Source organism: Dactylosporangium maewongense, from assembly GCF_039531485.1.
GTDB classification, from domain to species: Bacteria; Actinomycetota; Actinomycetes; order Mycobacteriales; family Micromonosporaceae; genus Dactylosporangium; species Dactylosporangium maewongense.
In genome coordinates, this window is sequence record NZ_BAAAQD010000010.1 from 46,063 (window position 1) to 71,625 (window position 25,563).

At 73.9% G+C, this 25,563-nt stretch carries 26 protein-coding genes; 12 read left to right on the forward strand and 14 right to left on the reverse strand.

Annotated features, from left to right (window positions below):
- Positions 1-8 precede the first annotated feature (8 nt).
- Positions 9-431: a DUF3592 domain-containing protein gene (locus ABD332_RS24820; protein WP_344504488.1), complete on the reverse strand. Its 423-nt coding sequence runs from the start codon at positions 429-431 to the stop codon at positions 9-11.
- A gap of 77 nt (positions 432-508) precedes the next feature.
- Positions 509-1,174 carry a macro domain-containing protein gene (locus ABD332_RS24825; protein WP_344504489.1) on the reverse strand — a complete coding sequence of 222 codons (666 nt, stop codon included), beginning with the start codon at positions 1,172-1,174 and terminating at the stop codon, positions 509-511.
- Between the two features lie 145 nt (positions 1,175-1,319).
- On the opposite strand from ABD332_RS24825, the gene ABD332_RS24830 reads away from it, so the two are divergent.
- From ABD332_RS24830 to ABD332_RS24840, 3 genes are all read left to right on the forward strand, one after another.
- On the forward strand, positions 1,320-2,876 hold the full coding sequence (locus tag ABD332_RS24830; protein WP_344504490.1) for an ADP-ribosyltransferase domain-containing protein: 1,557 nt from the start codon (positions 1,320-1,322) through the stop codon (positions 2,874-2,876).
- A gap of 448 nt (positions 2,877-3,324) precedes the next feature.
- A complete protein-coding gene (locus ABD332_RS24835; protein WP_344504491.1) occupies positions 3,325-4,161 on the forward strand; it encodes a GIY-YIG nuclease family protein in 837 nt (278 codons plus the stop codon).
- Between the two features lie 111 nt (positions 4,162-4,272).
- Complete coding sequence (locus tag ABD332_RS24840) at positions 4,273-5,871, forward strand: alkaline phosphatase D family protein (RefSeq protein ID WP_344504492.1); 1,599 nt, start codon at positions 4,273-4,275, stop codon at positions 5,869-5,871.
- Between the two features lie 121 nt (positions 5,872-5,992).
- On the opposite strand, the gene ABD332_RS24845 is transcribed toward ABD332_RS24840, so the two are convergent.
- From ABD332_RS24845 to ABD332_RS24860, 4 genes are all read right to left on the reverse strand, one after another.
- On the reverse strand, positions 5,993-6,622 hold the full coding sequence (locus ABD332_RS24845) for a CPBP family glutamic-type intramembrane protease (RefSeq protein WP_344504493.1): 630 nt from the start codon (positions 6,620-6,622) through the stop codon (positions 5,993-5,995).
- Entirely contained in the window at positions 6,622-7,089 is a 468-nt protein-coding gene (locus ABD332_RS24850; protein ID WP_344504494.1) for a PaaI family thioesterase, read from the reverse strand. Before ABD332_RS24850 ends, ABD332_RS24845 begins: the two co-directional genes overlap by 1 nt.
- Positions 7,090-7,151: 62 nt before the next feature.
- A complete protein-coding gene (locus ABD332_RS24855) occupies positions 7,152-7,589 on the reverse strand; it encodes a hypothetical protein (protein ID WP_344504496.1) in 438 nt (145 codons plus the stop codon).
- Complete coding sequence (locus ABD332_RS24860) at positions 7,574-8,164, reverse strand: DUF4232 domain-containing protein (RefSeq protein ID WP_344504497.1); 591 nt, start codon at positions 8,162-8,164, stop codon at positions 7,574-7,576. The genes ABD332_RS24855 and ABD332_RS24860 overlap by 16 nt, the downstream gene beginning before the upstream one ends.
- A gap of 113 nt (positions 8,165-8,277) precedes the next feature.
- On the opposite strand from ABD332_RS24860, the gene ABD332_RS24865 reads away from it, so the two are divergent.
- Positions 8,278-8,859 carry a hypothetical protein gene (locus tag ABD332_RS24865; RefSeq protein ID WP_344504498.1) on the forward strand — a complete coding sequence of 194 codons (582 nt, stop codon included), beginning with the start codon at positions 8,278-8,280 and terminating at the stop codon, positions 8,857-8,859.
- Here ABD332_RS24865 and ABD332_RS24870 read toward each other — a convergent pair whose 3' ends face one another.
- Complete coding sequence (locus ABD332_RS24870; RefSeq protein ID WP_344504499.1) at positions 8,860-9,603, reverse strand: LysR family substrate-binding domain-containing protein; 744 nt, start codon at positions 9,601-9,603, stop codon at positions 8,860-8,862.
- Between ABD332_RS24870 and ABD332_RS24875 the strand changes: the two genes are divergently transcribed.
- Entirely contained in the window at positions 9,554-9,943 is a 390-nt protein-coding gene (locus ABD332_RS24875) for an NmrA family NAD(P)-binding protein (RefSeq protein WP_344504500.1), read from the forward strand. The genes ABD332_RS24870 and ABD332_RS24875 overlap by 50 nt on opposite strands.
- A gap of 15 nt (positions 9,944-9,958) precedes the next feature.
- Here ABD332_RS24875 and ABD332_RS24880 read toward each other — a convergent pair whose 3' ends face one another.
- The 4 genes from ABD332_RS24880 to ABD332_RS24895 form a co-directional block, all read right to left on the reverse strand.
- Positions 9,959-10,744 carry a hypothetical protein gene (locus ABD332_RS24880; RefSeq protein ID WP_344504501.1) on the reverse strand — a complete coding sequence of 262 codons (786 nt, stop codon included), beginning with the start codon at positions 10,742-10,744 and terminating at the stop codon, positions 9,959-9,961.
- Complete coding sequence (locus ABD332_RS24885) at positions 10,741-13,782, reverse strand: phosphatidylglycerol lysyltransferase domain-containing protein (protein ID WP_344504502.1); 3,042 nt, start codon at positions 13,780-13,782, stop codon at positions 10,741-10,743. Before ABD332_RS24885 ends, ABD332_RS24880 begins: the two co-directional genes overlap by 4 nt.
- Positions 13,779-14,438, reverse strand: coding sequence for a superoxide dismutase (locus ABD332_RS24890; RefSeq protein ID WP_344504503.1), 660 nt, complete (start codon positions 14,436-14,438; stop codon positions 13,779-13,781). Before ABD332_RS24890 ends, ABD332_RS24885 begins: the two co-directional genes overlap by 4 nt.
- A 193-nt stretch (positions 14,439-14,631) precedes the next feature.
- A complete protein-coding gene (locus tag ABD332_RS24895) occupies positions 14,632-15,444 on the reverse strand; it encodes an SAM-dependent methyltransferase (protein ID WP_344504504.1) in 813 nt (270 codons plus the stop codon).
- A gap of 112 nt (positions 15,445-15,556) precedes the next feature.
- Here ABD332_RS24895 and ABD332_RS24900 point away from each other — a divergent pair, with 112 nt between their 5' ends.
- The 3 genes from ABD332_RS24900 to ABD332_RS24910 all read left to right on the forward strand — a co-directional run bounded on the left by ABD332_RS24900 (position 15,557) and on the right by ABD332_RS24910 (position 17,766).
- Positions 15,557-16,162 (forward strand): DUF2975 domain-containing protein, encoded by a 606-nt coding sequence (locus ABD332_RS24900; protein ID WP_344504505.1) that lies wholly within the window; start codon positions 15,557-15,559, stop codon positions 16,160-16,162.
- The gene (locus ABD332_RS24905) at positions 16,162-16,398 is read left to right on the forward strand and encodes a helix-turn-helix domain-containing protein (RefSeq protein ID WP_344504506.1); all 237 of its coding nucleotides are present in this window, start codon (positions 16,162-16,164) and stop codon (positions 16,396-16,398) included. The genes ABD332_RS24900 and ABD332_RS24905 overlap by 1 nt, the downstream gene beginning before the upstream one ends.
- Before the next feature lie 102 nt (positions 16,399-16,500).
- Positions 16,501-17,766 carry a family 16 glycosylhydrolase gene (locus ABD332_RS24910; protein WP_344504507.1) on the forward strand — a complete coding sequence of 422 codons (1,266 nt, stop codon included), beginning with the start codon at positions 16,501-16,503 and terminating at the stop codon, positions 17,764-17,766.
- Between the two features lie 29 nt (positions 17,767-17,795).
- Here ABD332_RS24910 and ABD332_RS24915 read toward each other — a convergent pair whose 3' ends face one another.
- From ABD332_RS24915 to ABD332_RS24925, 3 genes are read right to left on the reverse strand one after another with little or no spacing between them, the layout of a single operon-like run.
- Positions 17,796-18,434 carry a hypothetical protein gene (locus ABD332_RS24915; protein ID WP_344504508.1) on the reverse strand — a complete coding sequence of 213 codons (639 nt, stop codon included), beginning with the start codon at positions 18,432-18,434 and terminating at the stop codon, positions 17,796-17,798.
- Positions 18,434-19,162 carry a MerR family transcriptional regulator gene (locus ABD332_RS24920; protein WP_344504509.1) on the reverse strand — a complete coding sequence of 243 codons (729 nt, stop codon included), beginning with the start codon at positions 19,160-19,162 and terminating at the stop codon, positions 18,434-18,436. The genes ABD332_RS24915 and ABD332_RS24920 overlap by 1 nt, the downstream gene beginning before the upstream one ends.
- Positions 19,163-19,205: 43 nt before the next feature.
- On the reverse strand, positions 19,206-20,285 hold the full coding sequence (locus tag ABD332_RS24925; protein WP_344504510.1) for a PucR family transcriptional regulator: 1,080 nt from the start codon (positions 20,283-20,285) through the stop codon (positions 19,206-19,208).
- 136 nt (positions 20,286-20,421) lie between these two features.
- Here ABD332_RS24925 and ABD332_RS24930 point away from each other — a divergent pair, with 136 nt between their 5' ends.
- The 4 genes from ABD332_RS24930 (at position 20,422) to ABD332_RS24945 (ending at position 25,563) form a co-directional block, all read left to right on the forward strand.
- Positions 20,422-21,675 (forward strand): YncE family protein, encoded by a 1,254-nt coding sequence (locus tag ABD332_RS24930; protein ID WP_344504511.1) that lies wholly within the window; start codon positions 20,422-20,424, stop codon positions 21,673-21,675.
- Positions 21,676-21,710: 35 nt separating this feature from the next.
- Entirely contained in the window at positions 21,711-22,604 is an 894-nt protein-coding gene (locus ABD332_RS24935; protein WP_344504512.1) for an adenosine kinase, read from the forward strand.
- Between the two features lie 126 nt (positions 22,605-22,730).
- A complete protein-coding gene (locus ABD332_RS24940) occupies positions 22,731-24,851 on the forward strand; it encodes an Hsp70 family protein (protein WP_344504513.1) in 2,121 nt (706 codons plus the stop codon).
- A 100-nt stretch (positions 24,852-24,951) separates the two neighbouring features.
- Positions 24,952-25,563 (forward strand): polysaccharide deacetylase family protein, encoded by a 612-nt coding sequence (locus tag ABD332_RS24945; RefSeq protein ID WP_344504514.1) that lies wholly within the window; start codon positions 24,952-24,954, stop codon positions 25,561-25,563.

The window sequence follows — 25,563 nt, forward strand, 5'->3', positions numbered from 1 at the left end:
GCCGGCCGCTACTCGCTGAGCATGACGACCAGGCCGATCAGGCCGGCGATGGCGGCGGCGGTACCGCCGATGGCGCTGAGCATGTTCAGGCCCTTGCCAGTGCCGAGGTTCGCCTCGAGCTTCGCGACGTGCGGGGCCTTGGGGTCGTAGAGGACGGCGACCGGCGTGCCGGGCCGGAAGCGGGGCGGGTTCGCCCCGACGGGGTCCGTCGCGCGCATCGGGCGGCCTTCGCGGGTGTGGTACTGGAAGATGGGCATCCCTAGCTGGACCCCGGAGGCGGTGGGGACGAAATCCCAGCTGACGTCGACGACGACGCCGGGCACGCGGACCGCGCGGGCCAGGAACCGCCGGTCGCTGCCCGAGGAGCGGACCCCCTTGACGAGGTGGACCACCCCGATGAGCAGCATCACCACGAACCCCACCATCAACATGTGCGACCATCCTCGACCCGGGCCACGCTCGACGATGGCAGCGTGACCCGGGGCGCGTGCAGTTCTCGTGCAAGCGCCTATCGGCGCTGCGGCGGGGTGATCCGGACCCGCTCCTGCTCCGGGCGGCGCTCGATGTCGTCCAGCTGGGCGCTGACCGTGGCGCGCAGCTCGTCGTAGTCGTCGAACGAGTAGTCGCCGAACAGCGTGTAGCCGGCCCACATCAGGTTGGCGCACACCTGCGGCGGCACCTTGCCCGTGGCCGCGCCCATGCCGACGAGCGCGACCGACGTGATGCTGCCGGGCTCGGCCGCGTTCTGCATGTGGATCGCCTGGAACGCCGCCGCGCACGCGAGGGCCACGTTGAGCGTCTCGCGGACGTTCTGCACCGACTGCGTCATCGTCGGGGTGGAGATGAGGAACCTGGGGGTGGCGGCGCCGGACGGGACACACACCGCGCTGCCGATCGGCAACGTGCCGGCGAACCCATCGCGGATGGCCCGCTGCACCCGCAGCTGGATGCCGGCGCCGAGGTGCCGCTTGACGACGGCGTCGACGCCGCCGTCCATCAGGCCCTGCGAGTTGGTCGGGCTGACCCAGGCGTCGACCCGCTGGTTGAGGATCGAGCCCTTGACGATCTCGACCTCGGGATTGTCCTGGAACGCCGACCGCCAGGCCTGCACGACCTTGGCGTTGACGTCGCTGAGGACCACCTTGAGCTGCGTGTTGGTGACGCTTTCGGGCATGGCTCGCTCCGATCGGACTTCGGCTGTGGCTTCGGTTTCCGCCGGACCGTACCGGGTGCGCTTCGGCGGAAAAAATGTCAGAGGTCGGTGTTAGTCTCCGGGCGTTTTCGGGGCCTGGCCCCATCGACGGCGACCTGGGGGCATCATGAGCGACGACGAGTTGGGCCTTGCCGAGCTGTTCAGCGGTGGCGGCGAGCCGTGGCTGCCGCTGCTGAAGCCCGTCATCGAGGCGCAGCCGGCCGCGGCCTCGTTCATCGGCCCGGGCCGCAGCCCGAAGGTCGTGCCCGTGCGGGAGCTGACGTTCCAGGCGCTGAAGCCCAACCCTCCGCACAAGTGGAAGGTCGTCGTCTTCGGGCAGAATCCTTACCCACGGCCGGAGAGCGCCACCGGCATCGCCATGTTCGACAACACGTTCCACGACTGGGACGACAGCCAGTTCGGCAAGGTCATCTCCATCCGCTGCATCATCAAGGCCGCGGCGATGTGGAAGCACGGCATCCCGAAGAAGACGCCGATCGCCGACATCCGCAAGCTGCTGCGCGAGCACGACACCGTGCAGCCGCCCGAGTGGTTCCAGGCGATGCTCACCCAGGGCGTGCTGCTGCTCAACGCGTCGCTGACCGCGAGCAGCGACGGCGCGATGGCCACCGACCAGCACACCGCGTTCTGGCGCCCCGTCGTCGAGCGGCTGGTCGAGGAGATCCTCAAGGCCAAACAGGACGCCGACGAGCCCGACCGCAGCGTCGTCTTCGCCTGGTGGGGCGCGCACGCCCGCAGCCTGAAGAGCGTCGTGCAGCGCCTCGAGAAGCGCTATCCCGGCGTGCGGGTCCGCCACATCGACCACGCCAACCCGGCCGCCCAGGGCGACATCTTCTGCGACGGCGAGCACTTCGGCACCGTCAACGCGGCGCTCGACGCCCTCGGCGCCGACGAGGTCGACTGGCTGCCGAGCAAGGGGTGGAATGCGTCGGCCGCCGCCGCCGACCGCATGGGCGCCTTCATCGCGTCCACAATGGAGCTGCACCAGCTCTACCTGGAGCGGCTCGCCAGCGTCAAGGACGAGGGCCTCGCCCTCCCCGCCATCACCGGCGTCTTCGACACGCCGCTTATGGACTTCCGCGAGGCGATCGCCCCCGCCGCGAAGGTCCTCGCCGGCCTCGACTGGCACGTCGAGCAGTCGCACCAGTTCGGCACGTCCCGGGCCGACACCGACGGCCTGTCCGCCGCCGAGGTCGCCGCCCTCTACCTCTACACCTGCGAGTCCGCCTTCTACCGGCAGATCAACGCGAGCCTGCGCAGCCCCGACCGCTCCCGTGTCGTGCCCTACCTGCCGTATCTGCGCCTGCTGTTCTCCGCCGTCTCCCGCCTGCCCGCCCGCACCGAGCCCCTGTGGCGCGGCGTGTCGATGGACCTGCGCGCGCAGTACCCGGCCGGCCAGACCGTCACCTGGTGGGGCGTCTCCTCATGTACGTCGAAGCTCAGCATCGCCGAGGCGTTCCTGGGCCGCCGCGGCAAGCGCACCCTCTTCGAGGTCCACCCCACCCGCGCCGTCGGCATCCGCCGGTTCTCCGCCTTCACCGGCGAGGAGGAGTTCATCCTGACCCCGGGCACGCAACTCCAGGTGACCGACGTGCACGCGGACCGCGGCGGCCTGTGCACCATCCGCCTGACCGAGCTCCCAGACCAGCACCAGGTCAGCTGACCCCGGGGCACTCCCGGCCCACGCGGCCTGCGCGCCGCGGCCTGTGTGGTGTGCAGCCTGGGCCCCCGCGGCCTGGGCCGCGCGGCTTTGAGCGGTGCGGCGCGGCTTCGGTGGCGTGGTCTCGGCGGCGCGGTCCTGAGCGGTGCGGCTTGGGCCGTGTGGCTTGGGGCAGCGCGTCTTAGTGGCGCGGTCCTGAGAGGTGTCGTCTGTGCGGCGTGGCTTGAGCAGTGCGGCCTGAGCGGTGTCGCCTGGGCGGTGCGGCTTGGTGGCGTGGCTTGAGCGGTGCGGCCTGGGCGGTGGGGGCAGGAACGGCGGGCGCATGGCTCGTGTCGAGTGCTGCCTCTGGCGCCGCGCTGGGCGTGAGCCTTGCACACGACATCGAACCGGCCTGGTGCCCGGGGAGGCGCCGAACTCCCGCGGGATCGGTCATGGATGGAAGGATGCCGGCGTGGACGAAGTATTCGGAGTGCCTGAGCCGGCCGTGGTCGTGCCGCAGACCGACCCAGAGGCAGTGGTCGGCCCGGTGCGGCCCACGGATGCCGTGCGGGAGGAGATCACCGGACTGCTCGAGCAGGACGACTCCCGGCTCGGTGCGGTGTATCGCGCAAGGCGGCGAGGGCTCACGCCGGACGAGGTAGCCGCCGAGCTGCAGGTGGCCACGTCGGGCTTTGTCTGGAACGTCAGTCGCACCATCAAGGCGCTGGTTGAGGGGGATCTGCCGACCGCGCCGACGGTGGCGCTCGCCGTCTCGCGGAAGTTCCGGTCGATACTGCGGTCCTCGCGGCTGTCGTCGGCGACACGGATGTATCTCGAGGTCAACCTCACCGAACTTGAGCGGCGGTCCAACGACGAGGGCGCCCGGGTCGTCGAGGCGCGGCAGGCGCAGGAGCAGACCGAGCAGGCGGAGTCGCAGAACCTGGTCGGCATCTACGTGTATGCGCTGCCGCACTATCTGCGATACCCGTTCGATCCGGAAAGCGGGCGCACACTGATGAAGGTGGGCCGCAGCGACAGTGACGTCATCGTTCGATTCCGCAACCAGACCCGCATCACGGCATTGCCCGAGGAGCCACTCCTGCTGCGGATCTACCGCACGGACAGCGGTGATGCGCCGTCGGTGGAGTCGGACTATCACAGGCTGCTGGAGGCGGCCGATCACTATCGCAGCGTGGCTCGGACCGCCGGGCGTGAATGGTTCGTCACCAGCCTCCGCTTCCTGGATGAGGTCGCGCGGGTAATGCGGCTGCCCATCGTCGTGGTGAACGAGGCCGCCGACGAAGGCTGAGGCGACGAGGCGGCTGGGAACGTGCGGCTGGCGTTCGTCCGGTGTTTCGGAAGGCGTTGGCGGGGTGGCGCAGAGTGGGGCGACGGGCGGATCCAACTCTGGGGAGGGTTCATGGTCACTCGGCGTCAGATGCTCACCACGACGGCGGTCTCGGCCGGGGCGGTGGTGTTGCCGTTGACGGCGGCGGACCCGGCCGTGGCGCACGGCGGGTCGTTGCCGGGGCACGCGGGGGTGTTCGCGCTGGGGGTGGCGAGCGGAGATCCGCTGCCCGACGGGGTGATCCTGTGGACCCGGCTGCTGCGGGCGGCGGGGCCGCTGGCGGCGCGGCCGGTCAGGGTCGACTGGCAGGTGGCGTCGGACGAGCGGTTCCGTGATGTGGTGCGGTCGGGGCACGCGGTCGCCGTGCCGCAGCTGGGGCATTCGGTGCACGTGGACGCCCGGGGGTTGCGGCCGGGGCGTGAGTACTTCTACCGGTTCCGGGCGCTGGGGGAGCTGAGCCCGGTCGGGCGGACGAAGACCGCGCCGGCGCCGTCGGCGGACCGGGGTGGGCTGCGGTTCGGGATCGTCAACTGCCAGGACTTCCAGAACGGCTACTGGCCGGCCTACGCGGGGCTGGCCGCCGAGGACCTCGACGTGGTGCTGCACCTCGGGGACTACATCTACGAGTACGACCCGCACAGCGCATACGCGGACCGGCAGCACACGACGCCGGCCACGCCCGGGCTCGACCAGCTGCGGACGCTCGACGACTACCGGGCCCGGCACGCGCAGTACAAGAGCGACCCGCTGCTGCAGGCGGCGCATGCCGCGTTCCCGTGGATCGTGACGTGGGACGACCACGAGACGGAGAACAACTACGCGTCGCTGACGGACGAGATCGACGACACGGGCGGGCAGCACCAGTCGCCGGAGGTGTTCGCGCGGCAGCGGGCGGCGGCGTACCAGGCGTACTACGAGCACATGCCGATCCGGGCGAACCTGAAGCCCGGCAGCGCCGACCTGCGGATCTTCCGGCGGTTCGACTTCGGGCGGCTGGCGCGGATCAACGTGCTCGACACGCGGCAGTACCGCACGGACCAGCCGGGCGGGTTCCCGGGCGACTTCGGGCTGCCTGGGGCGGGGACTGCGAACACGGGCGGGACGCTGACGGGTGAGGACCAGGAGCGGTGGCTGGCCAGGGGGCTGGACCACTCGCCGGCGCGGTGGAACGTCATCGCCCAGCAGGTCATGATGAGCCGCGTCAAGTTCCCGAACCCGACCGGCGGGGTGCCGCCGATCGTGGCGAACCTCGACCAGTGGGACGGGTACGTCCCGCAGCGCGACCGGCTGCTGCGGCACCTCGTCGACGCGAAGGTCGCCAACCCGGTCGTGCTCGCCGGTGACATCCACTCGACCTGGCTCAGCGAGCTCAAGCTGGACTTCGACCGGCCCGAGCAGCCGTCGGTGGCGGTCGAGCTGACCGCGACGTCGATCAGCTCGGACTTCCCGATCGCGTTCGACGGGCCGCTCAAGGCGGTCAACCCGACGCTCAACCCGCACGTGCGCTACTTCGACGGTTCGAAGCGTGGCTACCTGCGGTGTGAGCTCGACCGGTACGGCTGGCGCACCGACGCCCGCACGGTGGACACGATCGCGAGCCGGACGGCGCCGGTGAGCACCAGCGCGTCGTACGTCATCGAGGCCGGCACCTCGACCCTGCAGAAAGCCTGACCCGAAGGCCTGTCATGGAGGCCTGACCCGAAGGCCTGTCATGGAGGCCTGACCCGAAGGCCTGTCATGGAGGCCTGACGCAAACGGACCACAGGGCATGGCGCGTGACCGGGAGGACCGGTCACGCGCCGTGGTAGAAGAAGCCGCCCAGGCCGACGGTGAAGATGAGCAGGCCGTAGGCGGCGTGCTCGACGGAGACCACGAACAGGGAGCGGGTCTGCTGGTAGCGGCGGGCGAACAGCCAGCCGCCCGCCAGGGTCAGCACGACCGCGAGGACGTTGCCGAAGATGATGTGCGCGAAGCCGAACGCGAGCGCGCCGGCGAGCGCTGCGGCGGCCGGTGAGGGGAACAGCGGCGCGTACCGGTGCAGCAGGAACGCCCGGTAGAGCAGCTCCTGCGGGTAGACGGAGGCGAGCGGGTAGAACACGACGATCGCGGCCCACAGCAGCGGCCGCTCGCGGGGCAGGTCGAACAGCCGGTCCGGGGCGAGCCACGCGACCAGGCCGGTCATCGCCACGGCGGTGGCGCACCAGAGCGCCAGCATCGGCCGCCAGACGTCGCGGGCCGGCAGCGCGCCTGGGCGCCACAAGTCGCGGCGGTCGAAGCCGGGCTGCCGCCGCAGGTAGAGCACGGCGACGACGGCGAGCAGCAGCAGGACGGGGATCGGGCCGCCGGGCGGTGCCGCCACGGCGTACACCGCGATGAGCACGAAGAACACGAGCCCGAACTCGGCGGCGAGCCGGACCCGCATCAGGCGGCGCCGGGCGCGCGGCGGACGCTCCAGTCGAAGGTGCCCTGGCACACCACGACGCCGGTCTCGTCGGTGATGTCGGCGGTGGTGGCGATCCGGACCCGGTTGGCGACGCCGATGAACACCTCGGCGAGGGTCTCGCGGGCGTCGGGGTCGAGCCGGCAGGTGGCGGTCAGGTGCCCGCGGGCCGGCGCGAGGAAGCGCATGGTCGCGGCGGCGCCGAGCGGGACGACGCCCTGGACCGCGTCGGGGGTCGGGCACGCGGAGATGATCGCGGCGAGCCCGGCCGCGTCGGCGAGGGTGACGAGGCCGCTGGAGTGCAGCGAGCCGATGACGTTGGCGAGGGCCGGCGGCGCCGTCACCGTGACCACGCCGACGCCGTTGACGGCGCGCACGACCTCGAGTCCCACGGTGCGGTGCGCCGGGATGGGGTCCAGCAGCGACCTGGCCAGCGCGGTGGCGTCCATTCCGCGACGGTGCGACGTCAAGATGACGGCCGTGTCACGCCCGCACCACGGCCGGGTGACGGTCAGCAGGCCGTGTCGCGCGGGAACGGCCAGAACCGGATCGCGGCCTCGATCAAGGTGGCGCTGGTGGGGTGCAGCTCGAACGTGACCAACCGGCCGGACACCGGTCGCGTGGCGCAGAGCGGTTCGGCGGTGGCGACGGTCCAGCCGTTCGCGGCCAGCAGGTCGGCGTGCCGGGCGCGGACGTCGGCCCAGCCGGTGCCGGCGGCGAGGGTGCGCTCGACCGTCACCGACCCGCGCGTCTCCTCGCCGGGGTCGCACGGGTTGCTCCGGTGCCGGGCGGTGATCTCGGTGCCCGGCACGTCGGCGGTCAGGACCGGGTCGCCGGCTAGCAGGTCGAGCAGCTCCGGCGGCGCCGTCCGGCAGCCGGCCCCGGGCGTGCCGATGGGGACCGCGCAGGCGGCACACAGGACGGCCAGCACGATCAGCCGGCGACCCAAGGGCTGACCCCCATCTTGCCCGTGTTGCCGGGGTCGGTCGACAGCGTCAGCGTGTGCCGCGCCTGCCCCGGGGCGGCCGCCACGGAGATGTACTCGCCCTTGGCGACGGTCGCCGCGTCGGTGGTGAGGTTGCGCCACACCAGGACCGCGACGGCGGTCCCGCCGGGCGGCACGTCGAGGCGCTTCGGGCGGACGCCGTCGTAGCGCTCGATCGTCGCGACGTTGGCGGTGCCGTCGAGCACGGCGACGTCGAGCGGCCGCTGCTCGGCGTCGAGGACGGCGATGTCGGGGTAGCCGTTCAGGGTGTACACGGTCGTGCCGCAGTTGCGCAGCGTCACCCCGACCGCGCGCAGCCCCATCGCCGCGTCGACCTCCCCGACGGACAGCGCCACCCCGGCGGCGTCGCACGTCGGCGCGGGTGCCGGCACCCGCGTCGGCGTCAGGGAGGGCGACGCCGACCCGATCGCCGGGATCGACACGTCGGGGCGGGCCGCGGGCGGGTGGGCCGGCGTCGTGCCGCACCCGGCCAGCGCCGCCACCGTCACCGCCACCGTCGTCAGCCGTCGTGCGCTCATCCCGCCGATCATGCCGTACCGCCGCGACCACCGCCGACCCGCGCCGGTCCCTGCACAAGGCCCTCACAAGGCCCTCACAAAGGCCCTTGCGCCGGCATGGAACGATCCGGCCCGTGACCGACGACGACCTCTTCAGCCGCCACGACGCGGCGTCCGCCCTGGTCCCTGCGGTGTTCGGCGACGGCGACGCGGCGAAGGCCCGCGCCCGCGTCCGGGCGCTCGTGGAGGCGCTCGGCGCCGAGATCAAGGGCGACCCGCCGCAGGTCGGCGACGGCCCGCCGTACCTCCTCGTCGTGCACACCAGCGACTACAACTACGAGAGCACGATCTACGCGGTGCCGGACGACGCGGTCCCGCCGGCCGTGCGCGAGGCGCTGCGGGTGGTGCCGGAGTGCTTCGCCGCCCCTGACGACGCGTACCTGGCGTGCTGGGGCGGCATCCTGCGGCTCCTGGCGGTGTGGGGGCTCGACGGCCTCACCGCGGCCGCGTTCCACGACGTGATGGTCGAGGACTTCGGCGCCGCGCACGGGCACCGCGACCTGCCGGACCTGGCGGAGATCACCGCGCTCGGCGGCGCCTGGCGGGCGCACGAGGTGGCCCGCCTCGACCAGGGCGGCACGACCGTCGTCGACGCGTCGGCGCCATGGCTCGGGCACCGCTACCGGGAGCTGTACCTGTTCCGCCAGAGCATGTGATCAAGGAAGCGGGACGGGCTCCGCGTCGGTGCGGGCGGCGGCCACGCTCATCGCCGACCGGACGAACGCCGCCACGGCCGGTGAACGGGAGTCCCGCGGCCACGCCACCACCAGGGTGTTGGGCTTGAGGTCGTCGACGGTCCGGTACGCGATCTCGGGCCGGGGATGCCGGCGGGCCACCGACGCCGGCGGGAACCACACCATGCCGCCCAGCGCGACCAGGTTGAAGATCTGCGCCAGATCCAGCCTGGGCCCGGCCGGCGCGCCCTGCCCGGCGGGCGCGCCGGGTGCGCAGCGGGCCGGCTGGTCGCCGCCGAGGTCGGCCGGCGCGCCGTCGGGCAGGACCCGGCCGGCCAGATCCGCCAGGCACAGCCGCGACCGGGCCGCCAGGGGGTCGTCGGCCGGCAGCGCGACGAGCCGGGGCTCGGTCAGCAGCGGCTCGCGGTCCAGACCCCGGTCGTCGAACGGCAGCGGCAGCAGCGCCACGTCCGCGCTGCCCTCCCGGAGCGCCGGCGCCTGCTCGCCCTTGCCGCCCATCAGCAGCTCGACGGGCGGCGCCACCGCCCCGTCCCGGAACGACGCCTGGAACGCGGCGAGGATCCCCGGCAGCAGCCCGGCGTCGTAGTCGGCCTTCAGCGCGACCCGCAGCCCCGGCACCGGCTGCCCCGCGTGCCGGGCCCGCCGCTGCGCCGCCGTGACCGCGTCGAGGGCCGTCCGCGCCCCGACCTGCGCGGCCCGCGACATCGCCGCCGTCGCCGCCCGCCTGCTGCTCGACCGCGCCTGGACCGGCACCGGCAGCGTCGCCGTCCTGGGGCCCGAGGACCTGTCGTACACCGACATGGCCCGCATCCTGTCCGACGTCCTCGGCCGCCCCGTCCGCTTCGAGCGCACCCCGCCGGACGCCTTCAAGGCCGGCCTCCTCGGCCACGGCGTGTCGGAGCCGATGGCCCAGGCGATGGTCGACATGTTCCTCGCCAAGGACGCCGGCCTCGACAACGCCGAACCCCGCACCCTGGCCACCACCACCCCGACCACCTTCCGCCAATGGTGCGAGGAGGTCCTGAAGCCTGCCCTGGAGAGCTGAGCGGTCCCAGGGCGGTCACTGGGCGGCGGCGGTGGCCGGGGCGTGCGCGAGGACGGCGGCCGCCGCGACGGTGGCGGTGACGGCGGTGACGGCGACCGGCGCCCAGCCGGTGCGGACGTCGTCGCCGAAGAGCAGGACGCCGGCGGCGGAGGGGACGATGACCTCGACGATCCAGAGCAGGGCGGTGACGGGCCCGACCTGGCCGTGCTCGAGGGCGTGGGCGTACAGGAGCATGCCCGTCACCCCGAAGACGGCCAGGGCCCACACGAGCGGCTCCAGCAGGAACGCGCCGGAGAAGCCGACGGCCCGGGCGCAGAGGGCGGCGCCGCCGAAGGCGAGCCCGGCGACGGCGCCGGCGACGTTCGGGGCGCCGTGCCGGGCGGCGGCCCAGCCGGCGAGGGCGACGGGGACCGTGGCCAGGGCCAGGGCGAGCCGGATGGCGGTGGGCGGCGCCGCCGGGGCCTGCGGGCCGGCCGCGGCCGCGAGGGCGGCGAGGGCCACGACGGTGACCGCGACCGCTGCCACGTCCCGCCCGCGGAGGCGGGCCTTGAGCATGACCCGGGCCGCGACGACCGTGACGGCGAGCGAACCGGCGAGGACCGCCTGCACCTGGTACACCGGCAGCACCCGCAACGCGGCGAGGGACAGCAGCCAGGAGACGAGGTCCAGGCAGATGCCGGTCAGGTAGGCCGGGGCGCGCAGGGTCTGCAGCATGCCCGGGGAGCGCCGGGCGCCGGAGGCCTGCAGCACCGACGCGACGCCGTAGCCGAAGGCCGCGGCGAGCGCCAGGAGCAGGCTCATGAGCGGTTGAGCAGACGGCCGATCACGGGCAGCTCGGAGACGCCTTCCGCGCCGGCGACCGCGACGCCCTGCGCGGCCAGCTCGGTGCCGCTGAGCAGCAGGTACCGGGGGCGCCACAGCGGCTGGTACTTGTCGTTGAAGTGCCACAGCGACTCGATCTGCATGCTGCCGGAGAAGCGGTGCAGCAGCCGGCGCTGCAGGTCGTTGAGGTGCCCCTCGCCGCGCTCGCCGGCCAGCACCTGGCGCATGACGGCGAAGTTGAGGCCGAGGCCCCACGAGCCCAGCGAGCGGAGCCGCTCGATGGTCTCGACGATGATGAAGTCGGTGAGGCCGTTGGGCAGGTCGGGGTCGGTGCCACGGCGCATCACGTCCAGGGACCAGCCGGCGATGTCGGCGGCCGGGATCCAGTGGCAGAAGCCGGCCGCGCGGCCGTCGGGGCCGTAGGCGACGGCGAGGAGCAGCCCGGTGTCCCGGGGGTCGAACAGCCGCGACAGCGTCATCGAGAAGCCGCGCTCGACGTCGCCGCGGCGGCTCTGCGTCATCAGCGCCCGCAGCTCCTCTCGCAGGCCGTCGGGGAGCGCGGCGGGGTCGTGGAAGCGGACGGTGAAGCCGGCCCGGCGGACCCGGTTGCAGGCGCTGCGCAGCCCCTTCATCGCCCGCCCGTCGAGGGTGAACGCGCCGCAGTCGACGATCGCCTCGTCGCCCAGGTAGACGGGGCGCAGGCCGGCGCAGCGGTAGACCGGCAGCCAGCCCTCGGCGGCGCCGACGACGCTCACCGGCCAGCCGTGCCCGTCGGCGAACGCCGTGAACTCCGCCCACGCCGCCGTCCACTGCTCGGGCGGCCCGATCGGGTCGGGGGAGACGAGGCACACGCCGTCGCGGACCGCGTAGGCGACGACGCAGTCGCCGGTGAAGAACCACGACTTGTCGTCGCGCAGCGCGAAGTAGGCGAGCGTGTCGCCGCCGTGCTCGGCCACGATCCGGCGGGCCCGCTCCAGGTCCGCCCGGTGCTCCGCGACGCTCGGCGGCCGGTGCAGCCGGGGTTGCACGAGCAGCCACCCCACCAGCAGGAGCAGGCTGAGCCCGGCCGCGTACAGGGCGGGCGCCAGCAACGGCACGGCCGCCGGCAGCGGCACGACCCGGTCGCCGACGAGCCGGTCGGCGACGGCGCGGGCGGTCAGCCCGGCGTCGTGCCCGGACCCGGCGCGGCCCCGCTCACCGGCGGCGAGGACCAGCGCGGCCGACACCGCCCCGACGAGCAGCCCGCCGGCGAGCAGCGCCACCGTGGCCCGCCGGACCTGCTGGCTCCCGGGCCGGGACGGGAACGCCCCCCGGTGCCACACCAGCCACCCGGCGACCACCGCGGCGAGGGCCGCCTCCTCGACGTCGATGCCCTTCACCACGTGCAGGACCGCGGTCGCCGCGAGCAGCAGCACGGTGGCCGTCCAGGCGAGCCGCCGCCCGCGCCGCAGGCCCCAGGCGAGCAGCAGCAGCGCGGTGCCGGAGAAGACGACCGTTGCCGCCGCCGCCTGCGGTACCTCCACCGGCAGCCGCTCCAGGAGCGCCGCGAGCCGCCCCCGCAGGGGTGTCGTCAGCGCCGACACCAGGCTCAGCGCCGCGACGGCGGCGACCGCCCACGCGGCCACGCGCCGGGTCCGCTCGTCCCTGACCCGGCGGTCGAGCCCGGTGTGGTGCAGCGGCCAGCCCGCCGCGCCCGGCAGGCTCGCCACCACCCTCGGCGTGCCCGGCGGCACGCCGGTGGCGGGCCGGCGGCGGGCGGCGAGCCGCTCGAGGCGGGCCTGCCCGCCGCCGTCGGACTCGCCGACGACCAGGTCGACCTGGATGTCGCGCCCGGCGGTCACCTCGACCCAGGAGCGGCGCAGGACCGGGGCGAAGACCGGCGGCAGGAACCACCGGGCCGGCCGGGCCTCGACGCACCGCACGCCGCAGCCGCTGTTGGCGTAGAACCCGCCGGGGACCGCGGCCAGCTCCGGCTGGTGGGTGTGGCCGGTGACGAGCCCGGCGAGCCCGTCGGCGCACAGCGACGCCGCGACCGCCCGCGGCGTGCCGTTGAGGTGCATGCCGCGGGGACCGAGCCGGCTGCCGGCCATGGCCGTGTAGAGGACCCGGGACGTCAGGACGGCGAGCAGCACCAGCAGCGCCGCCTGCGCGATCAGTCCCGCGCCGGCCAGCGCCGTCCATCTGGGCAGCCGACCCAGCACGCTGGAGCGCGTCAGCAGCTCCGGCACGCGCAGCAGCACCGCCGCGAGCAGCGGCAGCAGCAGCCACCAGGCACGCGGGCCGAGCCTGCGGTACACGAGCCGCGACGCGACGTACTGCCCGATGGCGTTGGGGTCGGCGATCGCGGTGAGGTCCGCGAGCAGCGGGGTGTGCCGGACCTCGGGCAGCACCTCCTGCACGATGTGCTGCCCGAGGGGCGAGTCGAGCGGGTTGCGCGGGTCGCGCAGCGCGTTGGCGGGGTCGTAGGCGTGGCCGTGCTCGACCCGCACGACCCTGCGCCCGGCGGGCGTCTCGACGTCCAGCTCCACGGCCAGGGCGCAGCGGGCGCCGGCCTGCCGGGCGAACGTCTTCGCGGACACGCCGTCCCAGGCGATCGCCGCGTCGTGGTTGCCGACGACCACGACCACGTGCCGGCCGGGCGCCGCCGCGAACGCCCGCAGGGCCCCGGTCAGCCGCGGGTGCGCGTCCAGGGCGGCCTCGACGGTGCCGCCGGGCTCGCCCCACAGCTCGATCACGTCGCCGTTGAGCACGACCGCGCCCGGGCCGTCACCCCATCCGTCGAGACGGTCCGCGAGGTCGCGTTCGATCTGGGCGGACGCGTCGGTCGGGTGCGGCGCGAGGTGCAGGTCGCCGCAGACGAGCGCCTTCGCCCCCGGCGGCAGCGGCACCGTGATCAGGTCTGGCACCGTATCCTCGGCCGCCTCGACGAACCCCGCGCCGGCCGGCTCGTCGCCGGATCCCTGATCAAGCGGCTCGTCGTCCGCGTGAGAGTCGGCGTCGGGCTCGGCGGGGGTCACGCCGGCAGGGTCAGACAGGCGACCCGGGGCCCGGCGTCGCCGGCCTGCCCGTCAGCGGTCTTCGTCGCCGTCGCGTGGATGACCAGGGACCTCGGCGCCGGGTCGAACGTCCACGGGTGGGTGGCGACCGCCGACCCCCGGCCGTCGGCACGGGTCGTCACGTCGAGCCACACCTCGTTCTGCGGGTTCGCGTACGAGGGGTCGGCCTTCATCGGGGCGGCCGGGGTCTCCGGCGGCGTCACCGCCGGCGACGCCGTCTGCGGCGGCGACACGGGCCCGGGCGGGGACGGCGCGTTGGGCTGCGTGGCCGGCGGGTGCCGGTGCTGGAAGTGCGGCCCGGCGGCGTCGGGTGTCGCGCCGCACGGGTTCGTGTGCAGGTGGACGCCGTAGGTGCGGTTCGGCAGCAGCCCGGCGACGGTGAACCAGACCCGGCTGTCCGACGACGTCTCGGTGATGCTGAGGGTGGCGACCGCCCCGTCCGGGACGAGCGCCGGGTCGTACGTGATGGCGGTCGCGCCCGGTGTGTAGGGGGCGAACGTGCCGGTCGCCGACGACACCCGCGGCGACGGGGCCGGCGCGGCGCCGCCGGCGGAGCTGGTGCACCCGCCCGCGAGGGCGACGCACACGAACGGCAGGATCTTGGTGACGCTGTGCATGGCCCCAGCGTCGTCCGGGCCGGGGTGTCGGATATGCCAACTGCGCCCGTTTCACCCCATCAGTCAGTATTGGCCGGGAGGCGTACCTCCACGGGCGGACCGCCACCTCGCCGGTCGGTGGCGGTCACGATGCCCGGGTGCGCCCGCCCGATCGAGCGGACGACGGCGAGCCGCCCGGGGGACTGGCCGGGGACTACTTGACGGCCATCGCGCCGTACATGGAGACCTCGGCGGGCGTCGGGTGCCCGGCGGCGTCGGGGCGCCACTCACTGATCGGCACGATGCCCGGCTCGACCATCCGCAGCCCGTCGAAGAACCGCGCGAACGTGTCCCGGTCCCGCGGCCAGGCATCCACCAGACCCCGCGCGAGGAGCTGGTCGTACATGGCGGCGACGGGCGGCTCGACGAAGTCCTTCGTGGAGTTCGTCGCGACGAGGTAGCTGCCCGCCGGGACGGCCGCGAGCAGCTCCGTCACGACCTTCCGCGCGTGCTCGTCGTCGCGGATGAAGTGCAGCACCGCGTACAGCAGGATCCCCACCGGCTCGCCGAGGTCGAGCGTCGCGGCCACCTCGGGCGCGCCGAGGATCGCGGCCGGTTCGTTGAGATCTGCGTCGACGTAGTTGGTGACGCCCTCCTCGGAGCCGATCAGCAGGGCGCGGGCGTGGGCGAGCACCATCGGGTCGTTGTCGACGTAGACGACCCGGGTCTCCGGCGCGATCGCCTGCGCGACCTCGTGCGTGTTGTGCGGCGCGGGCAGGCCGGTGCCGATGTCCAGGAACTGCCGGATCCCGGCCTCGCGGGCGAGGAAGCGGATCGTGCGGTTGTGGAACGCGCGGCCCTCCTGCGCGGCGGTGCGGATCGCGGGGTACGCGCCGGCGATCCGGTCGCCGGACTCCCGGTCGACCTGGAAGTGGTCCTTGCCGCCGAGCCAGTAGTTCCACCGGCGAGCGGGCGACACGGCGCCGACGTCGAGGCGTGGGTCGGGGTGCGGCTGGTCGGGGTGCACGGCGGGAGCCTCCAGACGGCAGTCAATAAGGCGGCATCGTAGCGGGCTTGACACAGTTCGCGCTCTTATCGATTATCGGTATATCGAAAAACGATAAGCGGGAGGTGTACCGATGAAGCGGTTGCTGGCGCGGCTCCGCCGTCCGGACTATCTCGGGGAGCTGCAGACGCTGCTGTTCGTGGCGCTCGGGGCGGCCGCCGTGGTGGCGGTGGTCAACGTGTGGGCGATGGTGGCCCGCGACCCGATCAGCGTCGTCGCCGGCGCCGGGGTGGCGGTCCCGCCGGACGCGGTGACCGGCCTGCGGCCCGGGGTACGGCTCGACCCGGACACCGAGCTCCACGTCCTGGTCGACCACCCGAGCGTGGCGCAGGTGGGGTGGCACGCCGCGCAGTCCCTGCCGTGGTTCGCGATCGTCGTGTTCGCCCTCGTGATGCTGCTGCTCGTGGTCCGCGCCGCCCGGCGCGGCGATCCGTTCGCCGCCGCGAACGTCCGGCGGCTCAGGGCGGTCGGCTGGGTCGTGCTGCTGGGCAGCCTTGCGGCGTTCGAGATCGAGCTGCTCGCCGGGTTCCAGCTGTCGGCGACGGTGGTGGCCGAGCCGCCCAGCACCGGCGCCGACGTGCCGCTCGTATGGTGCCTGTGCGGCGCCGGGTTCCTCGCGCTCGCCGAGATCATCCAGCGGGGCCGGGCGCTGCAGGCCGAGCTGGCGGAGGTCATCTGATGCCACCGGCCGACGACCACCGGGTCGAGGTGCACATCGACCGGCTGCTCGCCGAGCGGGGCATGACGCTGACCGACCTCGCGACGAAGGTGGGCATCACGCTCGCGAACCTGTCGGTGCTGAAGAACGGGCACGCGAAGGCGATCCGCTTCACCACGCTGACCGCACTCTGTGAGGTCCTGTCGTGCCAGCCGGGTGATCTGTTCACCGTGCAGATCAGTGAGCAAAGCGAATGATAAGGAAACCGAACGGTGCCCTTGAGGTGCGGAGATTGACCCTGAGAGCGCTCTCTCCATAGCGTGGTAGGTGATCAATCCCCAGACCTTTCGGGAGCATCTGTGCGCACCTCCACCCGGCGCCGGCTGACGGTGATCGCGACCGCCCTCGCGCTCGCCGTCGCCGGTCTGGTCGCCACCACCCTGCACGACACACCCGAGGCGTCCGCCGGCATCGGCAACCTCACGTGGTCAGACGAGTTCAACGGCCCGTCGGGCGCCGCGCCGGACGCGTCGAAATGGAAGCACGACGTCGGCGGCGGCGGCTTCGGCAACAACGAGCTGCAGTACTACACCGACGGCGCGGCCAACTCGGCGCTCGACGGCGCCGGCAACCTCGTCATCACCGCCCGCAAGGAGAACCCCGGCAACTACAACTGCTGGTACGGGCGCTGCACGTACACCTCCTCCCGGCTGCTGACCGCGGGCAAGTTCACGCAGAAGTACGGCCGCTTCGAGGCGCGCATCAAGATCCCGCGCGGCCAGGGCCTGTGGCCGGCGTTCTGGATGCTGGGCGACGACATCGGCACCAACCCGTGGCCCAACAGCGGCGAGATCGACATCATGGAGAACGTCGGCAAGGAGCCCGGCACCGTCCACGGCACGCTGCACGGCCCCGGCTACTCCGGCGGCAACCCGCTCACCGGATCCACCGTGCTGTCCGGCGGCCGCGCGCTCGCCGACGACTTCCACACCTTCTCCGTCGACTGGGCGCCCGACTCGGTCACCTGGTACCTCGACGGGGCCCAGTACTTCCGCCAGACCCCGGCCGACACCCGCGGCAACAAGTGGGTCTACGACCACCCGTTCTTCATGCTGCTCAACGTCGCCGTCGGCGGCAACTGGCCCGGCTCGCCCGACGGCGGCACCACCTTCCCGCAGACGATGACGGTCGACTACGTGCGGGTCTACGCGTACACCACCGGCGGCGGCACCACGACCCCGCCGCCCGCCGCCGGCAACCGCATCACGGGAATCGGCGGCAAGTGCGTCGACGTCAACGCGGCCAACACCGCCAACGGCACGCAGGTCCAGCTCTGGGACTGCAACGGCACCGGCGCGCAGAAGTGGTCCCGCCCCGGTGACGGCACGATCCGTGCCCTCGGCAAGTGCCTGGACGTCAACGCGGCCAGCTCCGCCAACGGCACCAAGGTCCAGCTGTGGGACTGCAACGGCACCGCCGCGCAGAAGTGGACCGCGAACGCCGACGGCACGGTCCGCGCCCTCGGCAAGTGCCTCGACGCCAAGGACGTCTCCTCGGCCAACGGCACCCCGCTGCAGATCTGGGACTGCGCCGCCAGTGCCAACCAGCGGTGGACCTTCGCCTGATGCTTCATGATCCGGAAGGCCTTGTGCAGTCAGGGGTGCACAAGGTCTTCCGGATCATGGGAGCAGGCGGCCAGAAAGACCGCCGGGTCGTCGGCGAACAGGCGGACGGTCCGCACCTCGCACCGCGCGCCCAGGGGGCGCACGGCGGTCACCGGGCCGGTCAGCTCCAGCTGGAGGTTGGCCTGGGACGACACCGCCACGGTGAGGATGGCGCCGTCGACGCGGACGCTGCCTTTCTCGTTGTACGCGCGGATCCGGCGCACCGAAGCGATCTGCTCGCGGGGGACGCTCAGGTCGAAGAACGCGCCGGAGCGGATGCGGACCTCGGTCGCGGAGACGACGTGCGGCCGGGTCACGTAGGCGGCGATGACCGCCAGCGCCAGCATGATCGAGTACCCGTCGAGCGCGAGCAGGGCCGCGCGGACGGCGAAGGGCGCGCCGAGGGAGCGCAGGACGACCTCGACGACGAAGAGCTCGACCACCATCGCGCCGAGGAAGACCAGCAGCGCGGGGGCCTGGGCGCCGAAGTACGGCACGGGCACGGCGCCGGCGGGCACGCCGTGCCGGCGGCCGGTCAGCCACAGCACCAGGCTCACCGCACCCTTGGCGTCGAAGCCGATGATCCGCCGCAGCCGCAGCGGCACGAGGCGTTCGTACGCGGCGCGCATCAGCCACGCTCCCGCAGCAGGTCCAGCAGCCGGCGGAACACCTCGGCCTGCGCGGCGGACATCTCCGCGGTGATGGTGTCCATCCAGTGGCCGGGCCCGGCGCCGGTCATCGCGGCCGCCATCCGCGGCGGCAGGTAGTCCGCGAGCTCCTCGGCGAGCGCGCCGACCCGCGGGTCCGCGCCGTCGGCGGCCGCGAGCTCGTCCATCCTCGCGTAGAGGGACGCGCCCCGGGCCTGCGCCTCCGGTGAGGTCAGGGGGCGCAGGAGGTCGGCGAGGTCCGAGCCGGCGTTCGTGTCGATCATCGCCAGCAGCTCGCGGTCGAGGGCGCCGAACGCCGACGCGCCGGCCGGCAGGTCCCGCAGCACCGCGGCCATCTCCGGCGACACGGTCGAGTCGGGGCCGAGGTCGGGGGAGGCCAGCAGGGCCGCGAGGCGCTCCCGGCGGGCGGCGAGGGCGGCCTGCTGCCGGGCCAGGTCGTCGTCCAGCTCCCGCAGCACCTCCCGCAGCTCGCGGCCCTGGTCGTCGGCGAGCACGTCGCGGATCTCGTCGAGGGACAGGCCGAGCTCGGCGAGGCGCCGCACGCGGGCGAGGGCGACGGCGTCGCGCAGCCGGTACTCGCGGTAGCCGTTGACGAGCCGCTCGGGCTCGGGCATCAGGCCCAGGTGGTGGTAGTGCCGCACGGTGCGGGTGGACACCCCGACCAGCGCGGCGAGCTCGCCGATCCGCATGCCTCAAGTAGAAACGTTGACGCTGCGGCAAGGTCAAGCCCGGTCAGGCGCCGTCCAGCCAGGTGCGCAGGGCCCACCAGACGCGCACGGTGTCGAGGACCCCCTCCACGGGCGGCAGTCCGGTGACCTCCTGGAGCCTGCGCAGTCGGTACCGCACGGTGTTGGGGTGCACGTGCAGCGCCGACGCCGCCTGGTCCAGCCGCTGGCCGTGATCGAGGTACGCCAGGGCGGTGCAGGCCAGCTCCCGGTGGAACTCGTCGTCCTGCCGCAGCCCGCCGAGCAGGGTGTCGCTGAGCATCGCCGCCAGCCGGGGCTGCATGGCCAGCGCGGTCCCGGCGGCGAGCCCGGTGACGTCGTGCACCCCGCGCCGCCCGTCCCGGACGGCGGTGGGCAGCGCGTCGAGACACAGCGCGTACGCGGCGGCGGCCTCGGCGAGCGGCACGGCGGGGGACACCACGACCAGTGTCCGCGGACCGACCTCGGCGTCGGCGGGCCGCCGCGGCGTCAGCCCGGAGGGCCGCCCGTCGACGGACCCGAAGAGCCCGCCGCGCTGGTCGATCGCGCAGGACGCCACGAGGCAGTGGTAGCGGCCGGCCGGGTGCAGGCGGAAGCGGGCGAGGTCCGCGCTGTCGGCGGGCTCGCCGGCCAGGAGCCGGCGCAGCAGCGCGGCGCGCTCGTCGTGCCCGTCGCGGCGCAGCTCGAGCTCGGCGGTGCGGTAGCCGGCGATGACATGGCGTTCGAGGGCGCCGGCGTACCGGTCGAACTCCAGCGCCGCGGTGAGGAGGACCTCGTCGCGGATGCCGGCGGCCCGGCCGCGCACCACCGCGATCTCGAACGCCCGGGTGCGGCCGGCCTGCACGGCGCTGAGCAGCGCGCTGAGCGGCACGCCCTGCGCGGCCCGGTCCGCGCCGAGCCGGGTCGCCTCCGCGAAGTCGTCGGCGCTGGGATCGGTGAGCCGCTCGAACGCGGCGAGCCCGGCCATGAACAGCACCGCGATGTGCCGCCGGTTCTCCTCCTCGGGGAGCCGCGCCACCTCCGCCGAGCACGCCCGGGCCGCGGCGACGAGCTCGTCGACGATGCCGGGGTCCCCGGCCATGTCCCGCAGCAGCGGCCCCAGCGACATCGTCCCGCCCCCCGCCGTTGTGGCCCGCGCACAATCCACCCGCCGGGCGTTGCACTCTGACGACTATCGATGCGTTTGTACCGCGGCTTTTCTGTTACCGCAAGGTAACAACGCCCCCCGCCGTCAGGAGAGCCCCGTGACACTCCAGCGAGCCCGCCGCGCGCTCGTCGCCGGTCTCGTCGCCGCCGCCACCCTCGTGCCGATCGCCGCCTCCGTTACCGCCGCAGTACCCACCGCCGCTGCCGCCGCCCTGCAGCAGGTGATGTTCGTCGGCAACAACTGGGACGGCACGGTCGACGTGATCCGGCCCAGCGGCGCGTACACCAGACTCGGCCGGATCAACGTCGTGCCGGACAAGACCCAGCGCCTGTGGGAGATCTACCTCAACCCCGTCAAGCTCGCCTTCTACCTCGGCGTCCAGCAGGGTCCGGGCGAGGGCCACGACCAGCTCGTCGACGACATGTACACCACGCCCGACGGCTCCGCGCTCGTCGTGTCCCGGCCGAGCTTCGCCGACGTGGTCTCGATCGACCTGCGCACCGGCGCGCTGCGATGGCGCTTCCCCGTGTCGGGGTTCCGCTCCGACCACATGGCCGTCTCGCCCGACGGCACCCGGGTCGCCGTGTCGGCCTCCACCTCCAACACCGTGCACGTGCTGGACATCGTGACCGGGCGGCAGGTCGGGTCCTTCGGTACCGGCGACAAACCCCACGAGAACGTCTACACCGCCGGCGGCAGGTTCCTGTGGAACATGTCGATCGGTGAGGTCAACACCGCGCTGGACGACCCGTGGCTGGACTGGACGAAGGGCGACCGGCACATCACGGTCGTGGACACCGCGACCTTCCAGACCGCGAAGGTGATCGACATGCGGCAGCGGCTCGACGCGTACGGCCGCACGGACCTGTCCGACGCGGTGCGCCCGGCCGTGTTCACGCCGGACGAGTCGACCCTGTACTTCCAGGTGTCGTTCTTCAACGGGTTCGTCGAGTACGACGTCGCCGCCGACCGCATCACCCGGATCGCGACGCTGCCGAAGAACCCCGCCACCAGCGAGGACCGCACCACGTGGGTGAACGACTCCCGCCACCACGGCCTCTCGATGAGCCCCGACGGCAGCAGGGTCTGCGTCGCCGGCACGATGGACGACTACGCCACCGTCGTGGACCGCTCGACGCTCACGCCGGGCCCGCTCGTGACGGCGAGCAAGCCGTACTGGGCGACCGTCAGCGCCGACGGCCGCGACTGTGTCATCTCCGAGTCCGGCGCCGACCAGGTCACCGCGATCAGCTTCGCCACGGGCCAGAAGGTCGCCTCGGTCGCCGTCGGTGACCACCCGCAGCGGGTCCGGCTGGGCCGCGTCGCCACCGACTGGACCGCCCCGCGCTAATGGTCGCTCGTGCCCCCGGCGTTAGGGTCGGGGGCATGATCCTTGTTCTGGGCGGGGCGGGGGTGGACACGGTGGTGTCCGTGCCGAGCCTGCCGCTGCCGTTCGCCGACAGCTACCTGGTGCCGGCGATCCAGACCCGCGCCGGGCAGACCGGCGACGGCGTCGCCCTCGGACTGCACGCGCTGGGGCTGCCCACCACCCACCTCGACGTGCTCGGCGACGACCCCGAGGGCCGGCTGGTGCGGGACCTGCACGAGCGGCGCGGCGTGCGGTTCGTGGCGGTGCCGACGCCCGCCGGCACGAAGCGCGCCGTGAACCTCGTCGACCCGCTCGGCCGGCGCCTGTCGCTCTACGACGGCAGCCGCCAGGACGACGCCGCCCTCTTCCCCGCCGAGCTGCTGCTGTCGCTCGCCGGATCCGCCCGGCACGTGCACGTGTCGATCACCCACCCGTGCCAGCACGCCGTCGAGGTGCTCGCCGGGCTGCCCGTGACCGTCTCCACCGACCTGCACGACTGGGACGGGGTCAACGCGTATCACGAGCAGTTCGCCCGCGGCGCGGACATCGTCTTCATGTCGGCGGCGGCGCTGCCGGACGTGCCGGGCACGCTGCGGCGGGTCCTCGCGATGGGCCGCCCGCGGATCGCGGTCGCGACGGCCGGCGCGGACGGGGCGTACCTGCTCGAGCGGGGCGCACCGGACGTGGTCCACGTGCCCGTCGCCGAGCTGCCCGCGCCCGCGGTGGACTCCAACGGCGCCGGCGACGCGTTCGTGTCCGGGTTCCTGTACGGCCACCTCGCCGGCGCCCCGGCCGCGACCTGCGCGCGGTACGGCGCGGTCGCCGGCGCGCACGCGTGCACCGTCCCCAGCACCCGGGTCGACCCGATCACCACCGCCGACCTGATCCGGCGCGTGTCCGGTCCCGCCTGACCGCTCCGGCGCGCCCGGTCCCGGCCGACCGCTCCGGCGGGGTCCTGCGCCCGCCCGGTGGCTTGACACCCGCCGGGGTCCGCGACTTCGATGGTCGGACGGCACAGGGGAGGAGCGGGGTCAGCGGTGGAGCTCGGCGTCGACCTCGGCACGTCCAGCACCGTGGCCTTCCTGCGCCGCGACGGCGGGCCACCCGAGCCGGTCCTCTTCGACGGCGCGCCGCTGCTGCCGTCCGCGGTCCTCGCCGGCGACGCCGGGGACTTCCTCGTCGGCCGGGACGCCGTGTACGCGGCCCGCGCCCGGCCCGAACGCTTCGAAGGCAACCCGAAGCGCCGCATCGACGACGGCGTCGTGCTGCTCGGCGCCGAGGTGACGGTCGAGGCGTTGCTCGGCGCGCTGCTGCACCGCGTCGTCACCGAGGCGCGGCGCATCGGCGGCACGGGCGTCACCGGCGCCACCATCTGCCACCCCGCCGCGTGGGGCCCCGGCCGCCGCGCCACGCTCCTGCGGGCCGCCGCCACCGCCGGCCTCGACCCCGCCCGCGTCAGGCTCGTCCCGGAGCCGGTCGCCGCGGCCGCGTTCCACCTGCGGCGGCACGGACCCGCGCCCGCCGATCTCCTCGTGTACGACCTCGGCGCCGGCACCTTCGACGTCGCCGTCGTCCGCCACGGCCCGGTGAGCGGCGGCCCGGGCACCGGCGGGATGGAGGTGCTGTGCAGCGCGGGCCTCGACGAGACCGGCGGCCAGGACGTCGACGCCGCGATCGTCGACCTGCTGCGCCGCCGGTCCGGGGCGCCCGAGCTGTGGGCCCGCCTGGACAACCCGGCGACCGTCGCCGACCGCGCCGCCCGCCGGCAGCTGTGGGACGACGTCCGCAACGCCAAGGAGATGCTTTCCCGGACCAGCTCGGCGCTGCTCTACCTCCCGCTGCTGGACACCGACCAGATCCTCACCCGCGAGGAGCTGGACGGCCTCGCCGCGCCGCTGATCCAGCGGACGGTCGCCGCGGTCACCGCCACCCTCGCCGAGTGCCCGGTGCCGCTGCGCCCGCTCGGCGCGGTCATCCTCGTCGGCGGCGCGAGCCGGATGCCGCTCGTCGCCACGATGCTGCACCGCGCGCTGGGCATCGCGCCGACCATCATCGACCAGCCTGAGCTGGTGGTCGCCGCCGGCAGCATCGACCCGATGGTGACCGGCCTGCCGCCCGCCGGCCCACCGGCGGGTCAGCGCCCGATCGGCTGGACGGGTCCCGTCCCGATCTCCGGCGGCGACACCTCGGGCGCGGTGCCCCTGTCCCCGCAGGCGCCGGCGGCGTGGCAGCACCCGGCGCCGACGTCCGGCCCGCCGCAGCCGCTGCCCACGTCCGGTCCGCCGCAGCCGATGCCGGGCCAGGTCCAGCCGGGGCCCGTGCCGCCCGGACAGCCGCAGCCGCCCGGATGGCAGCAGCACACGGGATGGTCGCACCACCAGGCCCCACCGCAGCAACTCCCACCGCAGCAGCCGCCCGTCCCGCCCCAGCAGGCGCCCGTCCCGTCGCAGCGGCAGTGGGTGCCGCCGCAGCACCAGTGGCCGGCGCCGCCCGTACACCTGCCGCAGCCGCCACAAGGGCAGCCTCCGGCGTGGCAGGGGGAGCAGTCATGGCAGGTCCCGCGGCCGGACGGGCCGGTCTGGACGGCGCCGCCGGGGTCCGCCGGCACCGTGCTCGTCAACGTCGAGCTGATCGAGCTCGTCACCCCGAGCCTGCAGGGCGTCACGCTGCGCGGGCAGCTGCACGGCGGTGACGCGTTCGAGCACGTGTTCGCCGCGGACCCCGACGGCCGGCTGCTGCTCTTCCCCGACACGGCCGCGCTCGCCAGGCACGCCGCCGCCGACCCGTCCGACCGGCTCATCGCGACGCCACCGTGGCAGGTGCGCACCGACGGCGGCGACGAGCTGCACTTCGACCTCGAGCTGCTCGTCGAGCACCTCGGCGGCCCGCCGCAGCGCTGGCTGCCGTCCTTCGTCTGCCGCTGCCGCGACCTGTGCGCCCAGCTCGTCGTGTACCTGGACCTCGACGACGCGGAGGACCTGCTCGGCGAGCACTCCACCATCGACCAGGTCGACGACATCCTGCGCCGGCACCTCGCCGACGCCACCGCCGGCCGCGGCGCGCAGCGCCGCCTCGCCCGCATCGACCAGGCGCAGCTGCTCGAGGACTGGACCGACCTCATCGCACTGATCGAGCAGAGCACGGTCAGCGCACCGTAGCTGTCAAGGGCTTTCGAAAGCTTCCGAAATTCATTCCCGGGCCGGGAATCGGCGGATATCAACGAAGCACCCCGCCGCCAACCCGCCACCCGGAGGGCACGTGACCCATGTGGACAGCCGCGCCGCCGACGGCTACGTCGCCCTGACGTTCGACGACGGGCCGAACCCGGCGACGACGGGCGCGCTGCTGGACGCCCTGCGGTCGGCCGGGGTGCGGGCCACGTGCTTCAACGTCGGCCGGCACGTGCAGGCCGAGCCGGCGCTCGCCCGGGCGCAGCGGGCGGCCGGCATGTGGGTCGCCAACCACAGCTGGACGCACGCACACCTGACCCGGCTCGACACCGTGCGGATGACCTCGGAGCTGGCGCGGACCCAGCGGGCCGTCCGCCGGGCGACCGGCACCACGCCGAGGCTGTTCCGGCCACCGTACGGCGAGACGAACGCCGCCCTGCAGGCAGTCGCATCCGGGCTCGGGCTGACCGAGGTCCTGTGGAGCGTCGACTCGCAGGACTGGAACGGCGCGGGCACGGACCGGATCGTGCGGGCCGCCTCGACGCTCCAGCCGGGCGGCGTGCTGCTCATGCATGACGGCCACCAGGCCGCGATCGACGCCGTGCCGCAGATCGTCGCGGACCTCACCGCCCGCGGCCTGCGCGCCGGCATGATCTCCACCGCCACCGGCCGGGCGGTCGCGCCCGACGGTTCACCCTGA